This window comes from Pseudoalteromonas galatheae (genome assembly GCF_005886105.2).
Classification (GTDB): Bacteria; Pseudomonadota; Gammaproteobacteria; order Enterobacterales; family Alteromonadaceae; genus Pseudoalteromonas; species Pseudoalteromonas galatheae.
This window is the reverse complement of the sequence record NZ_PNCO02000001.1, coordinates 2,153,271-2,179,545: the sequence shown is the minus strand read 5'-3', so window position 1 is coordinate 2,179,545 and position 26,275 is coordinate 2,153,271. Positions and strand designations below refer to the sequence as shown.

The following is a 26,275-nucleotide window of genomic DNA, read 5'->3' as shown; positions in this document are numbered from 1 at the left end:
TTCGGTAGCTCATGAGGAGCAGCCTTGTGAATAACGGCAAAAATCTCAATTCCTAACCAAATTTTGTTGGGTTCGCCTAATCTGATTTGGTAAACTACACGGCGTTTTATGTAATCACAAGGTGTCGTGTAGTGCAGGTTGACTCGCTGTTCAAAGAGCTAAATTCATGTCTTAAAAAGGATCACTTCATCCTCAAAAAGCGCCTCCATGGCGCGAAAAAAATTACCGATCAAGAAAAGCAAAAGCAGGTAGTCGCAAAAGTAGCGGCTGCGATTGCAAAAAGCCAAGAATTAAAGGTAACAAGAAGCGCCAATATTCCAGCAGTAGAGTATCCTGAGCAACTACCTGTCAGCCAGAAAAAAGACGACATCAAAGCGGCCATTGCGAATAACCAAGTGGTTATTGTTGCCGGTGAAACGGGCTCGGGGAAGACCACGCAGCTGCCAAAGGTTTGCTTAGAGTTAGGTCGAGGCGTGGATGGCTATATTGGTCATACACAACCAAGAAGACTAGCAGCAAGAAGTGTATCTACCCGTATTGCAGAAGAAATTGGCTGCGAGATGGGGCAAGAAGTTGGATTTAAAATTCGCTTCTCAGATCAAGTCTCTGACAATACATACGTAAAACTGATGACCGACGGTATTTTGCTCTCGGAAATTCAACAAGACAGATTCCTCAACCAGTACGACACAATCATCATTGATGAAGCGCACGAGCGCAGCCTGAATATTGATTTTATTTTGGGTTATTTAAAGCAGCTGTTGCCGAAGCGTCCAGACCTTAAAGTGATTATTACCTCAGCAACCATTGATCCTGAGCGTTTTTCTAAACATTTTAGTGACGCACCTATTATTGAAGTGTCAGGACGAACTTATCCAGTAGAAGTGAGATATCGTCCAGTTGAAGATGTAGACTCACAAAATAGCGAAGCAGAAAACGACCAGTTACAGGGTATTTTTGATGCGGTTGATGAGCTTTGTGCTGAAGGACCTGGGGATATTCTGGTATTTATGAACGGTGAACGTGAAATTCGTGACACCGCTGATGCGCTGGCAAAACGCAATTTAAAAGGCGTTGAGATTTTACCTTTGTATGCGCGCCTTTCTAATGCCGAACAAAATCGCATTTTTGCGCCGCATAGCCAGCGGCGTATTGTATTATCTACAAACGTTGCAGAAACGTCATTGACAGTACCAGGTATTCGCTATGTTATCGACCCGGGTACTGCGAGAATAAGCCGCTATAGTTATCGAACAAAGGTGCAACGCTTACCGATTGAAGCAGTATCACAAGCCAGTGCAAACCAGCGTAAAGGTCGATGTGGGCGTGTGGCATCTGGTATTTGTATTCGTTTATATTCTGAAGACGACTTTTTAGGGCGCCCTGAGTTTACCGACCCTGAAATTCTAAGAACCAATTTAGCTTCCGTTATTTTGCAAATGCTCGCACTTGGACTTGGTGATATAAGTCAATTCCCATTTGTACAAGCGCCTGATAGCCGTAATATCAAAGATGGCATGTCATTACTTGAAGAGTTGGAGGCGATAGTTCCTGCAAAGCGCAGAGAAAAAGCCAAGCTCACAGAATCAGGTCGCAAACTAAGCCGCTTACCCATAGACCCAAGGCTTGCTAAGATGGTGATGTCAGGGGCACAAAACAACGCGCTTTGGGAAGCGATAGTGATCACTGCGGCACTGTCTATTCAAGACCCAAGAGAGCGTCCTCAAGACAAACGTGCAGCAGCTGACGAAAAACATAACCGCTTTGAGTGCGAACACTCTGATTTTGTTGCATATCTAAATCTGTGGAATTACATCGAAGCGCAGCAGCAAGCACTGACGCGTAACCAGTTTAGAAAGCAATGCCAAAAAGACTTTTTGGCCTACATGCGTGTACGTGAATGGCAAGATATTGTATATCAGCTGACTACGGTGTGTGAGGAGCTCGGCTTTAAAATAAATAGCAGTCCTGCAAGCGATGAAGCCGTCCATCAATCATTGCTAAGCGGTATGCTTAGCCATATTGGTGTAAAAGACGAAAAGCAAAAGCAAGTATTTAAAGGCGCACGTAACAGCCAATTTCATATTTTTCCAGGTTCAACACTGTTTAAGAAAAGCCCTAAGTGGTTGATGTCTGCCGAGCTTGTGGAAACCAGTAAACTTTATGCTCGGGTTAATGCCAAAATCGATGTAAATTGGATTGCGCCAATCGCTAAGCATTTAGTAAATAGAAGCTATAGCGAGCCGCATTGGGAGAAAAAGGCTGGAGCGGTTATCGCATTTGAACAGCAAACCTTATACGGCTTGATCATCGTTGGCCGTAAACGCACGGTGTATAGCGATATTGATCCTGTGGTTAGCCGAGAGATATTTATTCGTGAAGCGCTGGCAAACGGTCAACTTGGCCAAAGCGAAGGCTTTTTGAGCGCAAACCAAAAGTTGGTTGAAGAAGTGCAGGCGCTTGAAGATAAAGCGAGGCGTCGCGATATCCTAGTCGACGAAGAAGATGTTGTTGCGTTTTATAACGATCGAATTCCAAAAGACGTAAATAATCGTGCTGCGTTTAATAAATGGTGGCGTTCACAAAAGCAAAAAGACAAACGCTTTTTGCATATGACGCGCGATCTGTTAATGAAGCATGACGCTGAACATATCACGGATACACATTATCCTGATACGTGGCAACAAGGGAATTTGATTTTGCCTCTCAGTTACCACTTTGACCCAGGCCAAGCACTCGACGGCGTGGTGGTCAATATTCCTCTGGCACTATTAAACCAAGTTCAAGATGAAGGTTTTGATTGGCATATTCCTGCGCTCAGACATGAGCTGGTTTGTGGGCTTATTAAGTCACTGCCGAAGACCCTAAGACGTAACTTTGTGCCAGCACCAAATTATGCAGATGCGGTGCTTGCCGCCGTTGAGGTAATGCAAGGTTCATTTAGAGAAGCGGTGGCCAATCGTTTACTCAGAATGACAGGTGTTAAAGTCGCCGAGTCAGATTGGGACATTAGTGCACTTGAACCGCACTTAAAAATGCAATTTCAGGTAGTCGATGACAAAGGCAAGGTGATAGCCCATGGCTTTGATTTACTAGCACTCAAGGCAAAGTTGCAAGGTCAAGTGACCGAGACGCTTTCGCAAGTGGCTGAGCAAGGGATCGAGCAAACGGATATTCAGCAGTGGGATTTCGGCGAGCTGCCGGAGCAATATACTAAAAAGCAAGGAAATTATGAGATTAAGGCGTTCCCAGCATTAGTCGATAAAAAACAAAGTACGGCCATAGAATTGTTTGATAACGAAATAAAAGCTCAAGCGGCGCATCAAGCAGGATTGCGCCGTCTTATGCTACTCAATGTTCCTTCGCCTGTTAAATACCTACAGCAACACTTACCAAATAAGGCTAAGTTAGGATTGTATTTTAACCCCTTTGGAAAAGTGCATGATTTAGTTGATGACTGTACGCAAGCTGGGGTTGACAAGCTGCTGCGTGGATTTGGTGAGATCAGAGATGATGTCGCGTTTGAAAAAGCCAAAGAGCACATTCGAGCTGAGCTAGGCGATACTGTAGTTGAAATTGCGAAGCAAGTTGAGGCTGTGCTTAGCATTGCCCACAGTATTAACAAGCGCATGAAAGGCAGAGTGGATCTCACGATGATCACCGCGCATGGCGACATAAAATCTCAGTTATCCGGTCTTATCTTTAAAGGCTTTGTCACCGCTCACGGTGCTGACAAAATCTCTGATATCTTGCGCTACATGAAAGCGATTGAGAAAAGGCTTGAAAAACTTGCGGTAGATCCAAACAGAGATAGGTTGTGTGTATTAGAATTGGAAAAAGTTGCTACAGCTTATCAAGACAAGTTGGCAAAAATTCCCTCTGGATTACCTGTACCAGAGTCGCTTATAAATATTTTTTGGATGCAACAGGAACTTCGCGTGTCTTTGTTCGCTCAAACATTAGGAACGGCTTATCCAATTTCGGCTAAACGCGTTCTGAATTCTATAAAAGAGTGCGAAATATAAACTTGCATTTTAGAGTACGACAGTTACTTTATTATATGAGGAAGTAAAACTTTGGATTGTGAGAAGGAAGCGGCATTGAATATGTCCACACGAGAGAAAAGGAAAAATGCACCGCACCTGCTAGTGGTCGACGACGAGTATTTTAACTATGAAATGCTCGAAATGGCACTGTCAGGGGCGTTTGAGCTGAGCTATGCAAACTCGGGTACGAGTTGCCTGTCGAATGCAATTGCTGATCCTCCAGATGCTATTTTGCTTGATGTGTGTATGCCGGGTCTTGACGGCTACGACACCTGTCGAATGTTGAAAAATACACCAGAAACTAAGGACATTCCGGTACTAATGGTGTCTGGTTTAGAGTCTGAAAAAGAACAAAAAGCGGGATTCGATGCAGGTTGCGATGCCTATGTGGTTAAGCCATTCTCAATGCAATCGCTATTAGAAAAAATAAAATCAATGGTGTAGGAGCGTTATATGATCAATGAAGATAAACGCCGTTTTATGCGTATGTCGGTAGATGCGGTAGCAAAATTAACTGAGCTTGAGTCAGGTAAAGTGTACCAAGGAGTTTGCCACGATTTAAGTGCTACGGGGTTGTCGGTGACAGTGAGCGACCCAATCGAAGCAAATTCAACCGTTGACATTTTCATTGATTCCAGTGGCGATATGATCCAGCCACTTAGTGCTCATGCAACCGTGATCCGCTGTAGTCAAGAGCAGGATGAGCAGTGGGTTGTAGGACTTGAAATCACCAAGTTCAATTAGATTAATTAAAGCCCTAAGGGTGGTATTGAAGCTTTCTCCAATACCACTGTGAGTTGCTTGATCAATAAACCTTACAAATAAGACCTTTTAGGTAAAAGCCCTCTGGATAATTGCCCGCAATAGGGTGGTCGGCGGCTTGATTTAGCCTTTCCATAATCAACAGCTCTTTACCTGCATCGAGCGCAGCGTCTGCAACGACTTTCTGGAATAGGTTTTGTTCCATAAGGCCAGAACACGAGAAGGTGAGTAATGTGCCACCAGGCTTTAATATTTGCATGGCAATCATATTGATATCTTTATAACCACGACAGGCACCATTAAGCTGCGCCTTACTTTCTGCAAACTTTGGCGGATCCATCACAATCGTATCGAATTGGCGGCCCTCATCACGATATTGTCTTAGTAGCTTGAACACGTCTTGCTTCACAAACTCAGCCTTCGACAAGTCTAGTCCATTATGTTCTACATTACGTTTTGCAGTGTCGAGTGCTGGCTGCGATACGTCAACGTTGATAACTTTACTACAGTCACCGCGCAGCGCATAAAGGCCGAATGTACCGGTGTAGCAGAAACAGTTAAGCACTTCTTTGTCTTTTACAAAGCGTTCTAACGCGGCTCTACTGTCGCGTTGATCTAGATAAAAGCCAGTTTTATGGCCGCCGATGATATCGACTTCAATCTTTAAACCATTTTCGCTAATAAGGACAGGTGCGGTTGGTGCATCGCCAGCAAGCGGTCCGGTAATTTTATCAAGGCCTTCTTTTTTGCGCACATCAACATCTGAGCGCTCGTAAACATGACAATCAGGAAATAGTGATTGCAATGCCATTACTATTTCACCTTTGTGACGCTCGGCACCAGCGCTTAGCAACTGACAAACCAAGTAGTTATCAAACTTATCAATTGTTACACCTGGCAGACCATCTGACTCTGCGGCACACAATCGAAAGCCAGTTAAACCACCTTCAGCAATAACATATTCTCTGGCTGCTAGTGCTCGAGCGAGTTTTTGCTCAAAGAACGCTTGGTCAATATGTTGTGATTCATCAAATGTCCAAATTCTGGCTCTGATCTGAGAGTCTGGACTGTAAGCGGCTGTGGCGAGGTATTTACCTTCATTGCTGTAAATCTTGACGGTATCGCCAAGGGCAGGCTTGCCTTTTACTTTTTTAATGGCCTTTGAGAAAACCCAAGGGTGCTTTCTGTTAAGGGATTTTTCTCTGCCTGGTTGCAGATATAGCGCGCAAGTCATATATTTTCTCTAATCTTTCCTGATAGCTGCCATTTTAGTGAAGGGTGTGGCAACATACAATCAGTAATGCCTTTCCCGCTGAATTTGTGTGGGCTTATTTGTCGGATATTAATAAAAGTTGAGCTTAATGACGTTAAAAATGCATGAATTAGAAAAAGCATGTGAAGAGTTTATGCTGTCGACACCATGTGCAGATACCGCCCATGACTTGTCCCATATCAAGCGTGTAGTTAAAGTTGCAAAGGCGCTTTGCGAAGCTGAGGGGGCGGATCCTGCTGTGGTGATCCCTGCCGCTTGGTTACATGATTGTGTTGCCGTAGCAAAAAATCATCCAGATAGACCGCTGGCTTCGAAATTAGCTGCAGATAAGGCGATTGCCTTCCTAACAGAGTTGAAGTACGACACGGGTAAACTTGAGGCGATTCACCACGCCATTGTTGCACACAGCTTTAGCGCTGGTGTCACACCCACGACATTAGAAGCCAAAATTGTCCAAGATGCAGACAGAATGGATGCGTTAGGGGCGATAGGTGTTAGCCGCTGTATGAAAGTAGGTGGGGCGATAGCGCGTAATCTCTACAATGTAGAAGACCCTTTTTGTGGGCACAGAAAAGCGGACGATACCAAATATACCTTAGATCACTTCTTCATTAAGCTGCTGCATATTAAAGATAACATGCATACCACTGCAGCTCGTGAGCAGGCACAAGCCCGCACTCAATATATGCTGGATTTTTTAGAACAACTGAAATCAGAAATCGCGGATTAAAAATGACGAGATGAGTATCATCTCGTCATTTGCTTTACAAAAACCACTACAAATAGCGCTAATGAAAAGCTGCCGGTAAAAGCCTCTACCGCTGCGATCAGCCGGGAGATCCCCACAGGCGTAATGTCCCCATAACCTAAGGTTGTGAAGGTAACAACACTAAAATAAAAGCTATTCAGCAGCGCCATTACATTTTCAGATACACTGCTGTCTAAGTCTAGCTGCATTATCTGATCTTGAAACGAAACGCCAAATAGAAAATAACAAAATGCACAGGTAATTATCATGCCTAGACTGAAGCGAATGACATTTTCTGGCTTTTCTCCATACCCACATAGCAGGTCGACAAAGCTGGAAATAAGGTGACGTTTTGAAAATCGTGGATACTGAGCATGTCGCATGCGCAGCTCTTTATATGTAAAGCGCCCAACCATTTCAAATAGTCCTTGGTTTTCTGCGCCTTTACGTAGTAAACGATAGATCTCTTCGGACTGCAGAAACAAGTCTTCCGCATCTTCTTTAGCTCGGTTTCTACGTGCTTCAAAAGCTTGCTGCTCTTGCAGTAATTGCTCACCGAGTTCCATATTATCGATACGGGTGTTTTCCAGCTTTATGCCGAGCAAATTGGTGCTTTCTAAATTACAGCAGTGCAGGCTTGCTTCTCTCAAATCCGCCTTCATTAAAGACGCATGCTTAATGGTATTATTAAACAGGTGCGCCCCTTTCAAATTGGCACGATAAAAGTTGCTATAAGATAGATCATAGCCATGATGATTTTCAAAGTTAACAAGGTTGAGCCCTTCCAAATTGGCTCGCTTCAACTCTAAGCCTTGTAGCAAGCCGCCTCGCTTGGCGTAGCGTTCAAGCTTTTGGCTTAGCTCTAAGCCACCTTTATCGAATTTATTATCATGCCAAAAGCAGTAACCTGAGCCCATATCGATTTCACTGCATTTTTTTCCCTCAGGTGACACATATTGGCAAATGGGTTTATCAGCCATAGCTTGCCTAAATCAAAATGCCTTTTTCATTAAGCGTAGCAGCAAAAATAATAAATACGGTGATTTAACGAAAAAATCTTTCTAATTTATAGTGTGTTAGAAACCACACTATTGATGAGTTTATTGTCATTGTTGATCAAATTCACCATCTTACATGGCGTTTGCAGTGACTCTGATAAGTTGCTCATATTATAATGCATGCTTTAGTGGCTAAGAATTTGTTACCTTGCAATATCAATTGAAGAAAAGCCGAAAACGTAAGAGCGTTGCGATAAAAATAAAAGCTGGCCAAGTATTTGTGTATGCACCAGAGCAAGTTTGCGAGCGCTGGTTACATACTTGGGTGGAAAGTAAATCCGATTGGATAAAATCAAAGCTTGCTCTAAAGTTCATACCTGAGAGCCCTCGGCCGCTTGAAACAGGAATTTTGCAAGTATTCGGCGAGACCTTTACTATTCATAGAAGCGAAAGTACGACCTCTGTAATTGATTTTGATAACAAAAGAGTGTTACTTAAGGCTGTCAAAAATGAATGGGGTGAGTTAATCGCGCTGTTAAGCGAAACGCTAAATGACTATGTAGATATGGTTATTGCGCGGTATCAACCTGATATTCAAGCTCGCTTTGATACGCTAAAAATACGCGTTTACAAAAGCCGCTGGGGCAGTTTTTCATCTAAAGGCGTGCTTGCGTTTAATACGCTTTTGATTGGTGCGCCTAAGTGGGTAATTGATTATGTGGTAGTGCACGAACTTTGCCATTTTCATGTTATGGCACACAATAGCGCATTTTGGCATTTGGTAACAAAGCACTATGGCGACGACCATAAAATGGCTCGGCGTTATTTACGTGACCACGGTCGTGACTTGATGATTGAGCATTAGCATAGCGCCCTGTTTATGCCTATTATTTGTCGGGCCTCGCTTTTGCCGCGCGTTTTAACAACTTTTTAAATGTCGGGCATTCAAAATGGCTTGGCGCAGGGCATTTTGCAGCGTGATAGAGGCCATCTCGCATTGCAGTTAAATGCTTAATGGTTTCATTTAATTCATCCGCTTTAGATTGTAACTTCATCCTATCAATATCCGCTTTACCCTCGGGGGTAAACATGTGCGCTATTTCATCTAACGAAAAGCCTGCGTTTCTACCAAGGGTAATAAGCGCTAGACGTTCAAGTATCGACGGGGGAAAAACACGTTTAAGCCCTTGTCGACCAATCGACCGGATCAGCCCTTTTTCTTCATAATATCTAAGCGTGGATGCGGGCAAACCTGATTTTTTTGCAACTTCACTGATATCCATTCTTGCCCTTGACTTAAAGTTAACTTGAACTAGTAGGATAGCGGTTATCAGTAAAAAAGAGGAGTAAAAATAGTGGAAAACCTATATTCGATGTTAATGCCAGCAGTAGCGATTGGCGTAGGTGCAACGCTTGTTATGGATTTGTGGGCATTTATGCTCAGTCGCGTGTTTGCCATAAAGGGCTTAGACTATGCATTAGTTGGTAGGTGGATTGGACACTTGTGTCAAGGTCAACTTACGCATCAAGGTATCGGGCATAGTAAACCAATATCTGGTGAACGTGTCATTGGTTGGTGCATGCATTATCTCATTGGGATTGTATTCGCCTTGGCGATACTGCTGGGCGTGGGCAAGCCTTGGTTGACTGAGCCAAGCCTTTTGATTGCATTAGTTTTTGGCTTAATAACGTGTGTGTTTCCATTCTTTATTATGCAACCCTGTTTTGGTGCAGGGGTCGCAGCATCTAAATTACCAGAACCGAATAAGGCAAGGGTAAAAAGTATGGCAGCACATTTGATTTTTGGCTTTGGATTGTTTTTAAGCTCGTTTATATATGTAAGCTTATTGTGAGATAAAGCAATAGAAGGTGGTGGAGGGAGCTGGATTCGAACCAGCGAAGGCTGAGCCGTCAGATTTACAGTCTGATCCCTTTGGCCGCTCGGGAACCCCTCCTAAACAACGGCGGTGATAATAACAAAGTTTTTTTCGAAGTAAAGAAAACTACTAAAGTTTTTCGGAAAAAGGCCGATAAATTCGTAATTAGCAAAATAATCGGTTGGAATACATGCAAGTTGATGGCGTTTTAATCAGTGAGTCGCAATTAGGGCCCGCATTAAATATCAGTGTTCATGAGACGCGCTCTGCCGATTTTGCCATGCTGTTATCTATGCTATCAACTGATGCACTAGACTTTAGCCAATTTCATCTACCAAAATCTGAAGCTGCCGCGAAAGATAGCTCAGAAGAAACACTAAAAAAGCAATTTGAAATAGGACCACAAAAGCCGCTTGCACCAAAAGAGTACAATATGCTTATTGGTCAGCATAATGCGCAGCTGGTATCTATGGGAGCGATGGCGACCTTGCGATTGCAAGAAAATTTAAATCCAGAACCTTTTGCTGCACGAAATGATAAAAAGCATATTCCACTCGAAGTTGTAGAAAATTTGGAACCAGCGGTTAAAAGACGTTTGGCAAGTACGCAAGGTAAACTTGCCTTAGTCGCTGAAAAGGCAATGGATGCGGCTGGTTTCTATGATCAAATTGCAACGGGAGATATGCAGAGTATGTTACGCGCGACGGCGTAACAACATTAGCTGCTAAATTGAGCGAATTTAAGACAACCTGGTATTAAACTTGTCATTTTACAACTGTTTGCTTCGTTACTAGACTGACATTAAACGCCACGCTTATCGAGCTTCATGTCTAGGCTAATACCAGTTGTATTAAGTAAATGATCTATTTTGAAGCGGGGAAATAGCTTTAGTAGCACCGCTCTCGCGTCCTGCTACCGCTAAGGTACCTATATCCATATAGGCAAGGCAAAGATTTTGCTATTTAGTTGTTCTAAATGAGAAATTTTTAACGAAGCTAATATGCTATTTCACCCTTCAAATTGATTAGAGAATTAATTCAATTGGTATAAACTACCCTTAATCATCTTTCGCTCGTTTCAAGCTTTTTTATTGCTTTGTATCTAATCTCTAATTCAGGCTATTTTAGCTACCGTGGCACTTTTTGTACTTTTTATCACTGCCGCACGGGCAGAGGTCATTTCTGCCTACCTTGGTTGTAGGCGTATCATACAATTCGCCATCTAAGTAATACCATCTGCCTGCTTCGGTGATAAAATTTGACCGTTCATGGAGTATATAGTGAGTGTTTTCTGCGATATAGTGCGCCTTAAACTCAACGATCCCCTGAGTAGCTTCTACTGCTTCTTCTAGCACTTCCAATTTTATAAAGTGTGCATAATTAGCAAATGTAGCAATATCGTCGACACTATTTTGTGCTTGTTTAGCCTGGGCGTAGGTGTCATGAATATACTTTGCATCTTTTAAGCAGTATGCAGTATAGCGAGAACGCATGAGTATTTGTGGACGCTCTGCGAATTTTTGTCCCTTAAGGTACGGCTCACAACATTGCGAATAGGGAAGGGATGAATTGCAATAACAAGACATAAAAACTTCAGTTTTAACAAATTTATATCCTGTTATTGTAGCTTGTTAAGCGCTTTGAAAACAGTGTATTGCAACGTCAGATACCGGCAGTTCCATTTTGTTGATAGTTTGCACTGATGCAATATCAGTCCAAATCACCACCGCAGCGAAATTACCATTGCTGATAGCACTTTTAAGTACATACTCAAGGTCGTATATGTGCTTTTGCCTAATGACGAGCAACTTGCTTGCATCAACAGAAGCACTTTCTAGCAGTGACTTGTTTGGTACATTATCGGGCGCAACGAGTAGCGTCCAGCCTTGTTTATGCTGACATTTATGTAAAACTTTAAGTAACTCTAAGCTAGCGACGATCTCATCTTCAACGATAACATTATTGATTTCGTTAAGTGTGTAATAAGTCGAATTGTTTGGCTGTAGAAGTGTATTGCTGTGTAACATAATTGTCTCACTGGTTATCTATACAGTATGTGTATACAGTAGTTTATACAGTGTGTGAATGCAAGAAAAATTGCTAGCTTTTTAATCAATATTCAAGCTTAATTTTTACTTGGTTTAAATTTTCAATATAAAACAAATGGTTGTGATTTTTTGAAATGAGAGCTTAATTGACGAAATTTGAATATGAATAAAGCAATAGGAAATTTTCTCAGCTGCTATACAGTAGTTTTCCTACTGTACTATTGTGACCGTTGCAGAGGGTAAGCGTATGTTTACTTAAGAGAGGCTTGGCTACGCCTAGCCTACATTTTTTTGAGGAGTAAAATTTAATTTATTGGCTAATATGCTGTAGTTGATGAATTTGCTCGTAAAGTGTTGCTGCATAGCATTGTGCATCTCTAAAGCGCTTAGTAGTAAGAAAGCGGCGAACATCAAGTAGTACTTGTTCGGCGCCTTTGTGTCCTTGACTGCTGGCCAAACTCAACCAAGCAGCTGCATGAAATGGGCTGGGTGGCACTCCTTGGCCTTTCATAAACAACAAACCTAAAAAGAACTGTGCCTTTAAATCACCAGTCATCGCCGCCAGTCTTAGCCACTTTGCTGCAAGCGGGAAAGACTTTTCTTTTAGGTAATAGAGACCTTTTTTCAGTGCTTGAGTATTGTCGTGAAGATCTGGGAATTTTGCGTCCGCTTTTAATGGTGACGTCACAAATTCAAGCACATTCAGCAGTTGCTGTTCTAAGTCATGGTTTGCTGAGTTATCGGTGCTATTTTGATCCATATATGTATTCGCAATAATGTTGATAAGCAGAGTGTAGCTGAATTTTAACTATTTTGTCCGAGTTTTAAAGTGATTCGTGTTAAAATCCAATCACTTGTTCCTCAAATTTGTAATTTTAGTTATGCTCGAGCGGTTATTTTCACTGCAAGCTATGCACACCAATGTAAGAACTGAGGTGATTGCTGGCTTGACGACATTCGTTACTATGGTTTACATCGTTTTCGTAAACCCTGCAATGCTAGCTGAAGCTGGTATGGACCACGGCGCTGCTTTTGTAGCAACTTGTATCGCAGCTGCAATCGGCTGCTTTATTATGGGACTATGGGCAAACTACCCATTAGCGCTTGCGCCTGGAATGGGTTTAAACGCCTTTTTTACCTATGGTGTTGTGCTTGGTATGGGTTATACGTGGCAAAGTGCATTAGGCGCGGTATTTATGTCAGGCTGTTTATTCCTATTTTTGAGTGTCTTCAAAGTTCGTGAGTGGGTGATCCAAGCTATTCCCATTGTGCTAAAGCGTGCGATCGCTGCGGGTATAGGCGCGTTCTTAGCGTTAATTGCGTTAAAAAACGCGAAAATTGTGGTGGCAAGCGATGCCACATTAGTACAGCTTGGTGATATCACTTCTCCCGGCCCATTATTAGCCATTGCCAGCTTTTTTGTGATTGCGGCGCTCATGTACCGTGAAGTCAAAAGTGGTGTGCTTATCAGCATTTTAATGGTGACGGGTATTGCATGGGGGCTTGGGCTTGTAGATTATCACGGGGTTGTTGATATGCCCCCGAGCATCGCGCCGACCTATATGCAGTTGGATTTGAGCGGAATTTTTGAGCTTTCCATGCTCAGCGTGGTGTTTGCATTTTTATTTGTCGATTTATTTGATACCAGTGGCACATTGGTTGCGGTGACGCAAAAGGCCGGATTATCTGATGAGCATGGTCGCATGCCAAGGTTGGGTAGGGCACTGTCAGCTGACAGCACTGCGACGATTGCAGGCTCAGTGCTCGGTACCTCAACGACGACTTCATACATCGAATCAGTGTCAGGTGTATCCGTTGGCGGCCGAACAGGATTGACTGCCGTGGTTGTAGGGATCTGTTTCTTACTCATGATGTTCTTTGCGCCACTGGCACAGATGGTTCCTGCCTATGCGACGGCAGGCGCGATATTGTATGTGTCGGTATTAATGCTACAAAACCTAAAGTTAATTAATTGGGATGAGATGAGCGATGCTATTCCGGTCAGTGTTGTGTTATTGATGACGCCACTTACGTTTTCTATCGCACATGGTATTGCCCTGGGGTTTATTTCCTATACAGCAGTGAAAGTGGCGTGCAACAAAGCAAATGAAGTTAGTATCAGCGTTTGGGTACTGACACTACTCTTTATCGTTAAGTTTGCTTTTGGTTAAGCTAGTGGGTTTACTTCATTTGTAATAAAAAGGCTGGGAGACCAGCCTTTTACGTAAATTATGGTGTTACCACTTCTTCTTCGGTGCAAATAATACGTCCAAGTCGTCTTGTTCTTGCTCTGCTTTCTTTTTCACCGCTGATGCGTTAGACGCTCTAAGTTCACTGCTGATCTCTTCTAAATAACTTTCCAGCTGTGCCTTTTTCTCTTTTACATAGTCATCATTGTATGAAACTGCGCAAATGGTAGCGTAAGCTTTTTCGAAGTATTGTCTTGCTGAACCGACCATATTTGCGGTCCTCGCTGAAAGCCCTCTTTTTATCTGGCTTTCAACATTGATTTTAAGCTGAAATCGCTCCAGCCTACGATCTTCACCAACGAACAGTTGGGTATCTACTTTGCCTTTACTATGTTCAGAGCGCAGTAGTTGGCGTAACTTTTTTATGCCTTGAACCAGCGCGATAATTTGTTTGTCGTTATCAGGGAGCGCAATTGAATCAGAGTCATTTGATTTTTCAGGCGGAGTATTCAAGCGTTCTTGTGATTCATTCAATCGACTTTTTAACTCTCTCGAAGTTGGAGACAGCTCCACCATTGCGGCTAAAGCGTCGTGCACGCGGCGCTGAATGATACGGATCATGACTTCAGACATTGGAATATTGCTGCCATTCATGATGACGTCTTCCGCTTCTTCAATTACGCGTTTTTGCTTAGCGAGTTCTTTGCGTCTCTCTGCTTCTTGTTTCTCTTTATGTTGCTGGATCGCACTTACCCAAACTGCTATGACGATAAGTGCAACAATCAACATTATTATAATAGAAACAAACATACTGAAATCTCTTTCATGTAACCACCAGTGTAATTTTTTAATCTTACATGAATTCGTACTATTCTGAACAGGTTTACGACAATAACCTGTAAAAAAGATAAAGAATTCATTATTTTTTAGTATAGCCGATGCCTAAATGAGCGGTTAGTTTTAGTGAAAGATAGTCGCCAGATTTAGCTCGGGAGTTCGCAAAAGCATGCCAACAGGCTGGTTATTCGGTCAAATGTCAGTCAGTGTGTCTATGAAAATGCTGATATTTACTACCTCTTGGCTACCTCATTTTTACCAAATGTGCTAGCCTACATTAGGTCGTAGCAGGCGGTTTTTATCGCTTTGCACTAAACTCGCTAACAAAAAGCGGTTTTGCTATGGGCTGATGCTCAATATCAAGAGATCATAAGAATAAAAGCAATATGAAATTACAACAATTGAGATATATCGTCGAAGTGTTGAATCACAACCTGAATGTGTCAGCGACGGCGGAAAGTTTATATACCTCTCAACCTGGTATTTCAAAGCAAGTGCGCATGCTTGAAGACGAGTTGGGGGTCCAAATCTTTGGCCGTAGCGGTAAGCATTTAACGCATGTTACGGGCGCAGGTAATGAAATAATTAATATTGCTCGTGAAATCCTCTCTAAAGTGGAAGGGATCAAAGCGGTCGCAAATGAACATACCTTACCAGATCAGGGTAAACTGAACATCGCAACGACGCATACACAAGCTCGTTACGCGTTGCCTCCTGTGATCCAAGGGTTTATGAAAAAATACCCGGCGGTTTCTCTACACATGCATCAAGGTACGCCACAGCAAATCTCTGATGCTGCCGCTCGAGGTGATGCTGACTTTGCTATCGCTACCGAGGCGCTGCACTTGTACAGTGACCTGGTCATGCTACCTTGTTATCACTGGAATCGCAGTATTGTGGTCGCCAAAGACCATCCTCTTGCACAAAAAGGCACTGCACTGACGGTGCAAGACGTCGCTAAATATCCGTTGATCACTTATGTATTTGGTTTTACTGGCCGCTCAGAGCTTGATAAAGCATTTAATGCTCATGGTTTGGAGCCACACATCGTGTTTACTGCAACAGACGCTGATGTGATCAAAACCTATGTAAGATTAGGACTTGGTGTTGGTGTGTTGGCATCAATGGCACTTGACGAAAAATCTGACAGCGACTTAGTTTGTATCGATGCGAGTCATTTATTCGAAGCAAGTACGACGAAAATCGGTTTTAGGAAAGGAAGCTTTCTAAGAGGCTACATGTACGATTTTATCGAACGATTTGCACCGCATCTTACAAAAGATGTGGTAGAGCGTGCAAGCTTATTACGAAATCAAGATGATATCGACAAGCTGTTTGAAGGTATGACGCTTCCAGTAAAGTGAAGCACTTGAAAAGTATATGAAAAAGGCCTCAACAGAGGCCTTTTTCGATACTATTGTTCGTACGGGAGCGGATCTGTCGCGTGGTTTAACTCAAACGCTTCGAGGCGTTCTTGGCAAGCTCCACACTTACCGCACGCTTTTTCGCGACCGTTGTAACACGTCCAAGTGTCAGCGTAATCTAATCCCATTTTTAGACCATCAGTAAGGATATCAATTTTTGAGTTATTAAGGTAAGGACTCACAATTTCAACGGCGTCGTAGTTCGCAATGCGACAAACATCATCCATCTTTTTAACGAACTCTGGGCGGCAATCTGGGTAAATAGCATGATCACCAGAGTGAGCACCGTAAAATACCTTATTTGCGTTTAGAGAGACTGCGTAACCTACAGCAAGAGAAAGCAAAATCATATTGCGGTTAGGCACAATCGTGCTCTTCATGCTCTCTTCTTCATAGTGGCCTTCTGGCACGTCGATATCATCTGTTAGGCTGGAGCCTGACAATAATTGATTGATAGCCGAAATATCAACGACCTTATGAGCAACGCCGAGTTTTGCACATACGTCAGCGGCAACTTGTAGCTCTTTTACATGTCGCTGGCCATAGTTAAAAGACAATGCATAAACCTCATGGCCCTCGCGGACAGCCTTGTTTAATACAGTGTAAGAGTCCATTCCGCCAGAATAGATTACGACAACTTTTTCGCTCATAGGTGATTTGCCTCGATTTTGATAGAGGTTTACTTCAGGGCGCGATATACTACACGGCCGCTGGAGAAATGACAATTTTCTCGCGGTATTTTTCGACAACTTTATCTTAAACACGGGGCCATTTTGTACAAGGTTAACGAAATATTTGAAACAATTCAGGGTGAGGCAAGCTTCACTGGTACGCCTTCAATCTTTTTACGTTTGCAGGGCTGTCCAGTTGGTTGCGCTTGGTGTGATACCAAACAAACCTGGGAAACCAACGACACTTTTATTGTTTCATTGGATAACACTGTAGAAAAAAAGGCTGACTCAGAGTGGTGGGCGAACGCGAGTGCTGACGAGATTTTGGCGATTTTTGAGGCGCGGAGCTACCAAGCAAAACATGTGGTGATCACTGGAGGTGAACCTTGTATGTTTGATCTCCGCCCGTTATGCGAGCTATTGCATAGTAAAGGGTACAGCACACAGATTGAAACCAGCGGTACATTTGAGATCCTCGCACCAACTGACACTTGGGTTACTGTGTCGCCAAAAATTAATATGCGTGGGGGTTACAAAGTACTTCCAAGCGCAATGGCTCGTGCCGATGAGATAAAGCACCCTGTCGCGATGCAAAAACATATTGAGGAATTAGAGGCGTTATTTGTACAAACTGGAGTTGAGCCAAAGCTAGTTTATCTTCAGCCAATCAGCCAAAAAGCCAAGGCCACTAAGCTCGCAATAGACAATTGCAAAGCGAAAAATTGGCGCTTATCAGTTCAAGTGCACAAATATTTAGGGATTAACTAAAGTGATCTTCCTAAGCGTATTTTAGCTAAAAATGCGGTGTGTTTAAGCAGAGGCATTGAACAAACCGCGTGCTTAGGCGTTAAACTCAATGTAGAGGCTAATAACACTCGTTACTGACCATTTCGATCATTCTTTGCGTTTCACCACTGTTTTCAAATTGATAGAGATTGCGATTGATGTCTTTGAGCAATTCACGCCAATGTGGTTTTTGTTTGCTAAGTGCAAAGTAGAGGTGATTATACTTTATAGGCGGTGTCACGCTTTCAATGTTTCTTAGCAATTCAATTTTCTCCGCTCTAGGCAAATCTGAATAATTGACCGTAAAGCGAAGCACCTTTGGATCGCCTATAACTAAATTTACGCGCTTACCAACGAGTAACTTCACCAGTTGTAAATCATCAACAGCCTCTACCGTTATAAACTCACCGTTATCCATCATAGCATCAAACTCAGGGGTGTTCTGATAGCCTCTTACGACACCGATAAGCTCATTTTTAACTGAGTTTAAGTTACCATCAAAGCGGTCTTCTTCGCCTCTGCGCTTCAAAAAACCGATTTCACCACCAGGAAAAGCGTTAGATAATGCAAGTAGCTCTCTGCGAGTTTTATTCTTGTTATTGTCAGAAGGAGCTGAGTCCTCAATGTAATACTCTGGGAATAAGATATCAGCTTTGCCCGTTTCTGCAGCTCTTACAGCACGAGCCCATGGTAAAAATTCGACATACACTTGATAATCTAAGTCGGTAAGCAGTGCGACAGCAAACTGAAAGGCCCAGCCTTTATTGCAGAGGTTTGCACCGATATAAGGTGGCCAATCTAATGTCACGACATGAATGAAGGCATTTTTACCCTTCTTATTATATAGGTAACCTCCTTGATACTTTTCTCCAGGTACAAGGCGAAACTCGCCAGCTTTAAAGTAGGCGACGTTTAAATTCTCCCCATAGATGAAGCTACTAAACATGAGAGAAAACAAGAGTAATAAGGTCTTTACAATCATCTAAGTCAAAAAAGCGTAGCGAATAGATAAAGTGTAGTGAAGGGAGGTGAAATTAAAAGGAATAATATAAAAAACAAAGGGGCAGTCATGCCCCTTGGTAATCTAGAATATGAAGCTCTATCTTTACTGTACTAATTCTTGTTCGGAGAATGTGTCTGCAAAGAGTGGGCTAGTTAGGTAACGCTCTGCTGCGCTTGGTAAAATAACCACGATGTTTTTATCAGCATTTTCAGGTTGCTCGGCAATTCGCTTTGCGGCAACTAGAGCTGCACCTGAAGAAATACCCACTAAAATACCTTCGTCTTTCATCAGCTGATGTGCCATTGCTATTGCATCTTCATTCGACACCAATTCAACGCCATCAATCAGCTCAATATCTAGGTTGCCTGGAATGAAACCAGCGCCGATCCCTTGGATTTTGTGTGGACCAGGTTTTACTTCGTCACCTGCAAGGGTTTGAGTGATAACCGGCGAGTCAACTGGTTCAACAGCAATTGACTTAACATTTAGGCCTTTTTCATTTTTCAGATAGCGTGAAACACCGGTGATCGTGCCACCTGTACCAACGCCTGCAACGAAGTAATCGATATTACCTTCAAGTGCATCAAAAATTTCTGGACCCGTTGTTTCAAAGTGGATCTTCGGGTTTGCTGGGTTTTCAAACTGTTGCAGTAACACGTATTTTTCAGGGTTACTTGCTTGGATTTCATTTGCTTTTTCAATCGCGCCTTTCATGCCCTTAGCGCCTTCGGTTAGCACTAAATTTGCGCCAAGTGCTTTAAGTAGTTTACGGCGCTCAAGGCTCATCGTATTTGGCATAGTAAGCGTCAACTTATAACCACGAGAAGCAGCAACGAAAGCCAGTGCAATACCCGTGTTACCTGAAGTTGGTTCAATAAGCTCTTTGCCTTCGCTAAGAAGACCTGCTTTTTCAGCTTCCCAGATCATAGACGCACCAATACGGCATTTAACGCTGAAGCTTGGGTTACGCGCTTCCACTTTTGCGTAAACATTGCCGCCAGAAACGCGATTGATTTTAACCAGCGGTGTATTACCAATAGTTAGACTGTTGTCTGCATATACTTTAGTCATTTGTGTTCCCTAATCTAGGTTTACTTGTATTCCATCACTTTACTGCGCATTTCGCAAAACGAAAGGAAAGATTGGCTATAAGATATATCAAATTTGCTTATAGCTAATAGTTATTTAACGGTTGGTATTTAAATCAACCAGGCATAACTGAACTTCATAAATACCGTCTTTTCGTCTTTAGTTATCTTTGACAAATCATCGTCTTGATAACCGTGATCGGAGTAGCCTGCAAAGAAAACGGTTTGTGGGTTTAGCTTGTAGGAATAGAGCAGTTGGGTGCTGATGCTTTTATAAGTCGCATCAACATCATCGTTATAATTGCTCTGGTTTCTCGAAATATCCGTGTTGATGATTGCCAATCTCAGATAGCTATTAATGTTAAATTGGTAAGTCAGGCGTATATCGCTCAGATTTGCGCTATAAACTTCCGCGCCATCCGCTTTCATTTTTTCGTATGTGTGGCGCAATCTAACTTCAAAGTGCTTGCCAAGATTGACGTTAATAACCGGGCGGGCGAAGTACAAATCACCAACACGGTTGTTTGCAAGGTCAACACGGTTTCCTTTACTTAATTTCAAGCCTGCGAAAACGCCAGCCATTGGCTTGAACTCCATGTAGGTCCACTGTGAATTCTCGGTAAATAGATCGGTATTGCCGTCAATCGCTAAACGGGTTTCATCATGTCGCAGACCAGTGCGTTTTCTATGTTCAACACCGAAATCAAGAAAGCTTTGCAATGGGCCGTCAACTGCAAAGTTAGTTTGCACTTCTTTTTCTAATAACTCGCCTTGCTCGTTGTGGGAAATATCCCAGTCGGCGTACCAACGTGCACGGTTCCACCAGTTGTTGTCATCGCCATACCAACGGTACTCACCGCCAAAAAGAAATTTATTAAAGTCGACTTGAGTGATAAAGCCCATATCGGTTCTAAGTGCTGCATCGCGAACTTGGTAGCTGGTGAATGCCTTCCAATGCTTGCGATTATGTTCATAATTAACGTAATAGCCAGCACCACGGTCATCTTCGTCAATCACTCTGAGTACACTTTCGTTTAGGTCGCACTCAACGAGCGTACTATCACATAATGCTTCAGCAAAAGCACTATCATAGTCTGTATCTGAGCCAATTAACTGCACCTGCAAGGTATCGTTATCTGTAGGCTTGTATTTGGCGTCTATACTCGCAACTTGGTTGCGATAGTCGTCGCTTTGCCTCGTCGTCGATGTCACGCCTATAGACAAGGTTTTGTTTAGGTCATGACGATATCTAAGCGCCATGTTTTGGCTTTTTCTCTCTAATGAGACAACACTCGAGCCCAGATTTCCGGGAACAACGACATTGAGTCTTTCATCGTTGGCAATAAATCCGGCAAAAGTGTGGCCATTTTTATTACCGGTAAGCTTGACGCCATAATCTGGTGCTGAAATATTCCGAGTATGGATAAGGTTAAGGTGAGAAGAAAAGTAATCAGAATTATCTAAAAAGAAAGACCGTTTTTCAGGGAAAAATAGGCTAAAGCTATTGTTAACGCTCAATTGTCCTGTGTCAGCTTCAACTTGTGAGAAATCAGGGTTTAGTGTTGCATTTAGCGTCGTGTCCGGTGTGATTGCCCACTTTACGTCTAAACCCGGCTCGACATTATTGTTGGCTTGCCATGGCTCTGCAATACCATCATCAATGTCGCGAGACTCTTGCCTATTGGTGACAAGTGTTGGAATAACGGCAAAGTTACTACTTTGCTTAGCCTTAGCAAACCCCTGATATTTGGGCATTTGACAGATCCAGCAAGAATTTGCATGTTGCAGTTGCATGCTGGAGATACGCAATCTTTCATTTCTTGGATAAAAACGCAGAAACTCTAAAGCCATGGTTTTGCTCTCGAGGGAGTCGTTAAAATTCAATACTCGAAGTGGGATTTCAACTTCAACAACATAACCGCCTTTGTTTATTTTTCCTACGCTATCCCAGATACCATTCCAAGAACCATTCTCACTTTTAGTGAGTTCGTTTTCAATGGAGTCTTGTTGTACGCCTAGTGGGTTGATGAAAAACTGATAAGCGCTTTGGGCGTTGTTAAATGAATCAATTTTAATGCCGACAAGGTCATCTTCCCAGGCGCGGTCACGGTCACGATAAAATGCGCGGATCAATTCAGGATTAGGGTCCTTTGCATCAAAAGCAATAAATAAAGATTGACCATTCTCATATACGTAGGCCTTAGTTTGTACTGGACTTGATTGGTTCTCGTATGGCCAAGTGATGTTGTTGATATCTATTTCTAATGCACGTTGCCAAATATTGGCTTCAAGTATCCCATCAATTTTTGCAGAACTATCGATAAATGGGATTTTATTTGGGTCTAGTGCCCATGCTTGACTAGATAGACTAAGCGCGACAAAAGAGTAGGTTACAGCTTTAAGCATGAATTTAATTATTTTACAGAGACTTTTCCAGTATTAGATAATATGCAATTAATCGAAACAATTTATTCTCGGCAGGTTGCAATTATTTACGTTAGGTGGCGAATATGTATACATAAAATGTACAAATCGATTTATCTCCATCGAATTAATAGCAAACATGGCCAAAAACATGTTACAACAACGCCTTTGAAAATCTGCTAGGAAGTAACTATGTCTCTTATATTGAAGCTAGTGGCGGGGATCGTCGCTGGTATTTTGGCGGGTCTGTACTTGCCAACTGTGTTGGTTGAGCTCTTATACACCTTCAAGGTGATCATAGGGCAACTTATCAGCTTTACTATTCCTCTGATAATCCTGCTTTTTATTGCTTCAGGTATAGCAGGCTTACCAAAGGGATCGGGCCACTTGCTTGGTAAGACTGTCGGCTTTGCTTATGGGTCAACCATTATTGCAGGCACGTTGGCATTTTTATTAGTTAATGCTTTCGTTCCGTTCTTTGACGGTGGCATTGCTTATCAGGCTGTAGAAGAGTCTCATCTTAAGAGCTTTATTAATATCGAGATCCCGCCGCTTATGGGAGTGATGACGGCACTTGCAACGGCATTTATCTTTGGTATTGGAATGAGCCAGTGCGGTTTAACTAAACTAAAAGGTGTTACTGACGAAGCGAGAGATGTGATAGATGCACTGCTTGCGAAAGTCATTATTCCAGTATTACCACTTTACATTGCTGGTGTTTTTGCTGAAATGGCAGTAGCAGGTACGGTATTCGACACCCTAAGTACGTTTGGTGTGGTATTGCTTGCCGCGATTATTATGCATTGGTTATGGCTAAGCACCTTGTTTGTGGTGAGCGGCCTGTTACTTGGTAGAAATCCACTAGAATTAATCAAAAATATGCTACCTGCGTATTTTACTGCGATTGGTACAATGTCGAGCGCGGCAACTATTCCTGTTTCTCTTCGTGCAAGTAAATCCAATAATGTTAACGAAGAGGTTGCTAATTTTACCGTACCACTTTGTGCCACGATCCATTTGTCAGGGTCGACTATTACCATAGTAACTTGTGCAATGGCTGTAATGTTGCTTTCTCCTGACATGGTGGTACCGTCATTATCAGAAATGTTGCCATTTATCTTTATGCTTGGTGTAGTAATGATTGCGGCTCCTGGTGCACCGGGTGGTGCAGTTATGTCTGCACTTGGGTTATTGACCAGCATGCTAGGTTTTAATGAGGGCGCAGTGGCTTTAATGATTGCTTTATACTTAGCACAAGATAGCTTTGGTACGGCATGTAACGTCACTGGTGACGGTGTGATTGCACTTTGGGTCGATAAATTTTCCAAGCAAAGTTGAAGTGTGTAAATAAACCTACTTTGAGCCGCTATTGCTAAAATGCTGTAGCGGCTGAAACAAAAATCGCAAAGCGGTGAAATTATAATCAAAGCTTCTTTCATGAATTAACTATTTAGTTAATTCATATCAAAATTGTATTTTTCTCTTGTCTCTATCGTTATGCTTTTAAAAAATATGTGGTAATCTCAAACATCTGGAAGCGGGGCTGTTGGTTGCTTCGCTCCTTTTACCAATATATATGTAGAGGGTGTGCCATTGATTAATGTGCTTTTAGTTGATGATCATGAACTTGTCAGGACTGGCATAAAACGCATTTTAGATGATGTGCGTGGCTTTAAAGTGGTAGGAGAAGCCAAAACCGGTGAAGAAGCCGTAACGTTTTGTCGCCAAAGTGAACCTGACATTGTGCTAATGGACATGAACATGCCTGGTATTGGTGGATTGGAAGCGACCAAAAAGATTTGCCGTTACTGTCCAGATGTAAAAGTTATTGTGCTTACTGTACATTGTGAAGATCCTTTCCCAAGCAAGGTAATGCAAATTGGTGCGCATGGTTACCTAACAAAAGGTGCAGGCCCCGATGAAATGATCAATGCGATACGTGCGGTCAATGCTGGCCAGCGTTATATTGCGCCAGAAATTGCTCAGCAAATTGCCCTTGCGCAATTTAGTGGCCGCAATGACGAAAACCCTTTCCAATCGTTATCGGAAAGAGAGTTGCAGATTATGCTCATGATCACTAAAGGTGAGAAAGCACAAAATATTGCAGATCGCTTGAACTTAAGCTCTAAGACGGTAAATAGTTATCGCTATCGCATGTTTGAAAAGCTCAATGTGAGCGGTGATGTAGAATTAACCCACTTGGCTATTCGCCATAAAATGATTGATATAGATAGTAGTCATTAAGTTCTTTTTAAATGACTGAATTTGATTACAAACCTTTCCTCAAGACATTAACAACAGAACCTGGTGTGTACCGCATGTACGATGTGGACGATCAGGTTATCTATGTTGGTAAAGCAAAAAACCTCAAAAAACGAGTTTCTAGTTACTTCCGTTCAAATATCACAGATAGTAAAACGCGAGTATTGGTCAGTAATATTGACCATATTGAAGTCACGTTAACGAACACTGAAACTGAAGCGCTGCTTTTAGAAAATAATTTAATTAAGAAATATCAACCGCGATATAACATCCTTTTAAGAGATGATAAAAGTTATCCGTATATTTTCCTGAGCGCTCACCAACATCCAAGACTTGCATTTCATCGTGGTAGTAGAAAACAAAAAGGTGAATACTTTGGTCCTTTCCCTAGCAGTGCTGCGGTATCAGAAAGTTTAAGATTAATGCAGAAGATTTTCCCGGTTAGGCAATGCGAAGATGCGTATTACCGAGCACGCAGCCGACCTTGTTTACAGTATCAGCTAAAAAGGTGTTCAGGACCATGCGTTGGCAAGGTAAGCGACGAAGAATACCAAGAACAAGTTGCCATGGTTCGACAGTTTTTGACGGGACGTTCACAGGACGTTATCTCAGCGCTGGTGGAACGAATGGAAACCGCTAGTATGTCTTTGGATTTTGAGAAAGCGGCAAAACACAGAGATCAAATTGCTTTATTAAGGCAAATGCAAGAACAGCAGTCCATTGCAGGAAACTTTGCAGAGCTTGATGTCATTGGTTATGAGCAGAAGAACGGTTTAGTGGCCATTCATGTACTGATGATAAGAGAACATAAGGTACTTGGGACGAAAACACATTTTCCAAAAGTACCAAAAGATTCTGGCGCAGATGAAGTGCTAACTTCTTTCCTTGGACAGTATTATATTTCAACGGGTAACCACTCTAGAATTGCTAAAGAAATTGTATTGCCATTCGAAATAGAAGAGGGAAGTGCATTAGAAGCCGCGCTGACTCAAGTTTCGAAGCGCAAAGTTAATTTCAAATGTAACGTTCGCGGTGAGCGAGCCCAATATCTTGCATTGGCAAATAAAAATGCGCAAAACAGTATTGAAGTTAAACAAAGTGCACAAGACTCAATCACCAAACGATATGCCAAACTAAAAGCAGTGCTAGGGCTTTCAGACATTCAAAGAATGGAGTGTTTTGATATCAGCCATACCATGGGAGAAAACACGGTTGCATCGTGTGTCGTATTCGATGGTCAAGGGCCAAACAATAGAGAGTATCGCAGATATAACGTCACAGGGATCACCCCTGGGGATGACTACGCAGCGATGGATTTTGCATTAAATAAGCGCTACGGCAAAATGTCGGATGAAGCTAAAGTTCCCGATATTATTTTCATTGATGGTGGTAAGGGGCAGTTAGGTAGGGCAGAGTCTTTCTTCGCTGATTGGCAACTCAAGAAAATGCCGATACTGATAGGGGTTGCAAAAGGCACAAGCCGAAAGCCGGGATTAGAAACGTTATTAATAGATGGTGGTCGTAAAACGGTGAATGTCGAAAGTGATTCACCTGCATTACACCTTATCCAGCATATCCGCGACGAATCACATCGCTTTGCAATTGCAGGGCATCGTAATAAAAGACAAAAGCAAAGAACGCAATCTGTGCTTGAAGAGATTGAAGGCGTAGGTCAGAAAAGACGTCAGGCACTACTTAAGTTTTTAGGAGGCATGCAGGGAGTTAAATCTGCAAATATACATCAATTAAAGCAAGTTCCTGGGATCAGCCCTGAAATGGCTGAAAAGATATTTAATCATTTGCATGACAAAGCTTAAGCAATCATGCGAACATAGAAAAA

At 42.5% G+C, this 26,275-nt stretch carries 24 protein-coding genes and 1 tRNA gene; 13 read left to right on the top strand and 12 right to left on the bottom strand.

All coding sequences use genetic code 11. From position 1 onward, the window contains the following. Positions 1-131: 131 nt before the first annotated feature. From hrpA to CWC29_RS09560, 3 genes are all read left to right on the top strand, one after another. The gene (hrpA, locus tag CWC29_RS09570; RefSeq protein ID WP_138522367.1) at positions 132-4,025 is read left to right on the top strand and encodes an ATP-dependent RNA helicase HrpA; all 3,894 of its coding nucleotides are present in this window, start codon (positions 132-134) and stop codon (positions 4,023-4,025) included. Positions 4,026-4,106: 81 nt separating this feature from the next. Next, entirely contained in the window at positions 4,107-4,490 is a 384-nt protein-coding gene (locus tag CWC29_RS09565; RefSeq protein WP_010606518.1) for a response regulator, read from the top strand. A 9-nt stretch (positions 4,491-4,499) separates the two neighbouring features. Further along, entirely contained in the window at positions 4,500-4,790 is a 291-nt protein-coding gene (locus tag CWC29_RS09560) for a PilZ domain-containing protein (protein ID WP_128725255.1), read from the top strand. Between the two features lie 61 nt (positions 4,791-4,851). Here the strand turns inward: CWC29_RS09560 and CWC29_RS09555 are convergent, their stop codons facing one another. Next, the gene (locus tag CWC29_RS09555; RefSeq protein WP_138522369.1) at positions 4,852-6,042 is read right to left on the bottom strand and encodes a class I SAM-dependent methyltransferase; all 1,191 of its coding nucleotides are present in this window, start codon (positions 6,040-6,042) and stop codon (positions 4,852-4,854) included. 127 nt (positions 6,043-6,169) lie between these two features. Between CWC29_RS09555 and CWC29_RS09550 the strand changes: the two genes are divergently transcribed. Then, positions 6,170-6,811, top strand: a complete 642-nt coding sequence (locus tag CWC29_RS09550) for an HD domain-containing protein (RefSeq protein WP_138522371.1) — start codon at positions 6,170-6,172, stop codon at positions 6,809-6,811. Between the two features lie 17 nt (positions 6,812-6,828). Here CWC29_RS09550 and CWC29_RS09545 read toward each other — a convergent pair whose 3' ends face one another. Beyond that, a complete protein-coding gene (locus CWC29_RS09545; RefSeq protein WP_138522373.1) occupies positions 6,829-7,809 on the bottom strand; it encodes an ion channel in 981 nt (326 codons plus the stop codon). Positions 7,810-8,035: 226 nt separating this feature from the next. Here CWC29_RS09545 and CWC29_RS09540 point away from each other — a divergent pair, with 226 nt between their 5' ends. Beyond that, positions 8,036-8,692: a M48 family metallopeptidase gene (locus CWC29_RS09540; protein WP_138522375.1), complete on the top strand. Its 657-nt coding sequence runs from the start codon at positions 8,036-8,038 to the stop codon at positions 8,690-8,692. Between the two features lie 22 nt (positions 8,693-8,714). On the opposite strand, the gene CWC29_RS09535 is transcribed toward CWC29_RS09540, so the two are convergent. Continuing rightward, entirely contained in the window at positions 8,715-9,110 is a 396-nt protein-coding gene (locus CWC29_RS09535; RefSeq protein WP_138522377.1) for a helix-turn-helix domain-containing protein, read from the bottom strand. A 72-nt stretch (positions 9,111-9,182) separates the two neighbouring features. Here CWC29_RS09535 and CWC29_RS09530 point away from each other — a divergent pair, with 72 nt between their 5' ends. After that, positions 9,183-9,680, top strand: a complete 498-nt coding sequence (locus tag CWC29_RS09530) for a DUF2938 domain-containing protein (RefSeq protein ID WP_240036183.1) — start codon at positions 9,183-9,185, stop codon at positions 9,678-9,680. Positions 9,681-9,697: 17 nt separating this feature from the next. On the opposite strand, the gene CWC29_RS09525 is transcribed toward CWC29_RS09530, so the two are convergent. Next, a tRNA-Tyr gene (locus tag CWC29_RS09525) sits at positions 9,698-9,782 on the bottom strand. Between the two features lie 112 nt (positions 9,783-9,894). On the opposite strand from CWC29_RS09525, the gene CWC29_RS09520 reads away from it, so the two are divergent. Then, positions 9,895-10,416: a VC2046/SO_2500 family protein gene (locus CWC29_RS09520; RefSeq protein ID WP_128725198.1), complete on the top strand. Its 522-nt coding sequence runs from the start codon at positions 9,895-9,897 to the stop codon at positions 10,414-10,416. A gap of 411 nt (positions 10,417-10,827) precedes the next feature. On the opposite strand, the gene CWC29_RS09515 is transcribed toward CWC29_RS09520, so the two are convergent. From CWC29_RS09515 to CWC29_RS09505, 3 genes are all read right to left on the bottom strand, one after another. Continuing rightward, entirely contained in the window at positions 10,828-11,289 is a 462-nt protein-coding gene (locus CWC29_RS09515; protein ID WP_128725199.1) for a YchJ family protein, read from the bottom strand. A 45-nt stretch (positions 11,290-11,334) separates the two neighbouring features. Continuing rightward, on the bottom strand, positions 11,335-11,730 hold the full coding sequence (locus CWC29_RS09510) for a SulA-like leucine-rich domain-containing protein (protein WP_010375559.1): 396 nt from the start codon (positions 11,728-11,730) through the stop codon (positions 11,335-11,337). 331 nt (positions 11,731-12,061) lie between these two features. Further along, a complete protein-coding gene (locus CWC29_RS09505; protein WP_128725200.1) occupies positions 12,062-12,511 on the bottom strand; it encodes a tetratricopeptide repeat protein in 450 nt (149 codons plus the stop codon). Positions 12,512-12,632: 121 nt separating this feature from the next. On the opposite strand from CWC29_RS09505, the gene CWC29_RS09500 reads away from it, so the two are divergent. Further along, positions 12,633-13,922 carry an NCS2 family permease gene (locus CWC29_RS09500; protein WP_138524939.1) on the top strand — a complete coding sequence of 430 codons (1,290 nt, stop codon included), beginning with the start codon at positions 12,633-12,635 and terminating at the stop codon, positions 13,920-13,922. Positions 13,923-13,988: 66 nt separating this feature from the next. Here CWC29_RS09500 and CWC29_RS09495 read toward each other — a convergent pair whose 3' ends face one another. Beyond that, positions 13,989-14,750 carry a hypothetical protein gene (locus CWC29_RS09495; protein ID WP_128725202.1) on the bottom strand — a complete coding sequence of 254 codons (762 nt, stop codon included), beginning with the start codon at positions 14,748-14,750 and terminating at the stop codon, positions 13,989-13,991. Positions 14,751-15,163: 413 nt separating this feature from the next. Between CWC29_RS09495 and cysB the strand changes: the two genes are divergently transcribed. Further along, positions 15,164-16,141 carry an HTH-type transcriptional regulator CysB gene (cysB, locus tag CWC29_RS09490; RefSeq protein ID WP_128725203.1) on the top strand — a complete coding sequence of 326 codons (978 nt, stop codon included), beginning with the start codon at positions 15,164-15,166 and terminating at the stop codon, positions 16,139-16,141. Between the two features lie 50 nt (positions 16,142-16,191). Here the strand turns inward: cysB and queC are convergent, their stop codons facing one another. After that, positions 16,192-16,851 (bottom strand): 7-cyano-7-deazaguanine synthase QueC, encoded by a 660-nt coding sequence (gene queC, locus CWC29_RS09485; RefSeq protein WP_128725204.1) that lies wholly within the window; start codon positions 16,849-16,851, stop codon positions 16,192-16,194. Positions 16,852-16,974: 123 nt separating this feature from the next. Here queC and queE point away from each other — a divergent pair, with 123 nt between their 5' ends. Continuing rightward, a complete protein-coding gene (gene queE / locus CWC29_RS09480; protein ID WP_138524937.1) occupies positions 16,975-17,640 on the top strand; it encodes a 7-carboxy-7-deazaguanine synthase QueE in 666 nt (221 codons plus the stop codon). 97 nt (positions 17,641-17,737) lie between these two features. Here queE and CWC29_RS09475 read toward each other — a convergent pair whose 3' ends face one another. The 3 genes from CWC29_RS09475 to CWC29_RS09465 form a co-directional block, all read right to left on the bottom strand. Further along, the gene (locus tag CWC29_RS09475) at positions 17,738-18,604 is read right to left on the bottom strand and encodes a substrate-binding periplasmic protein (RefSeq protein ID WP_138524935.1); all 867 of its coding nucleotides are present in this window, start codon (positions 18,602-18,604) and stop codon (positions 17,738-17,740) included. 159 nt (positions 18,605-18,763) lie between these two features. Then, positions 18,764-19,732 carry a cysteine synthase A gene (gene cysK, locus CWC29_RS09470; RefSeq protein WP_095727562.1) on the bottom strand — a complete coding sequence of 323 codons (969 nt, stop codon included), beginning with the start codon at positions 19,730-19,732 and terminating at the stop codon, positions 18,764-18,766. A gap of 128 nt (positions 19,733-19,860) precedes the next feature. Further along, the gene (locus CWC29_RS09465) at positions 19,861-22,155 is read right to left on the bottom strand and encodes a carbohydrate binding family 9 domain-containing protein (protein ID WP_128725207.1); all 2,295 of its coding nucleotides are present in this window, start codon (positions 22,153-22,155) and stop codon (positions 19,861-19,863) included. Between the two features lie 210 nt (positions 22,156-22,365). On the opposite strand from CWC29_RS09465, the gene CWC29_RS09460 reads away from it, so the two are divergent. From CWC29_RS09460 to uvrC, 3 genes are all read left to right on the top strand, one after another. After that, a complete protein-coding gene (locus CWC29_RS09460; protein ID WP_128725208.1) occupies positions 22,366-23,511 on the top strand; it encodes a dicarboxylate/amino acid:cation symporter in 1,146 nt (381 codons plus the stop codon). Between the two features lie 255 nt (positions 23,512-23,766). Next, complete coding sequence (gene uvrY / locus CWC29_RS09455) at positions 23,767-24,417, top strand: UvrY/SirA/GacA family response regulator transcription factor (protein ID WP_010606537.1); 651 nt, start codon at positions 23,767-23,769, stop codon at positions 24,415-24,417. Positions 24,418-24,428: 11 nt separating this feature from the next. Further along, positions 24,429-26,252 (top strand): excinuclease ABC subunit UvrC, encoded by a 1,824-nt coding sequence (gene uvrC, locus CWC29_RS09450; protein ID WP_128725209.1) that lies wholly within the window; start codon positions 24,429-24,431, stop codon positions 26,250-26,252. The last annotated feature ends 23 nt before the right edge of the window (positions 26,253-26,275 follow it).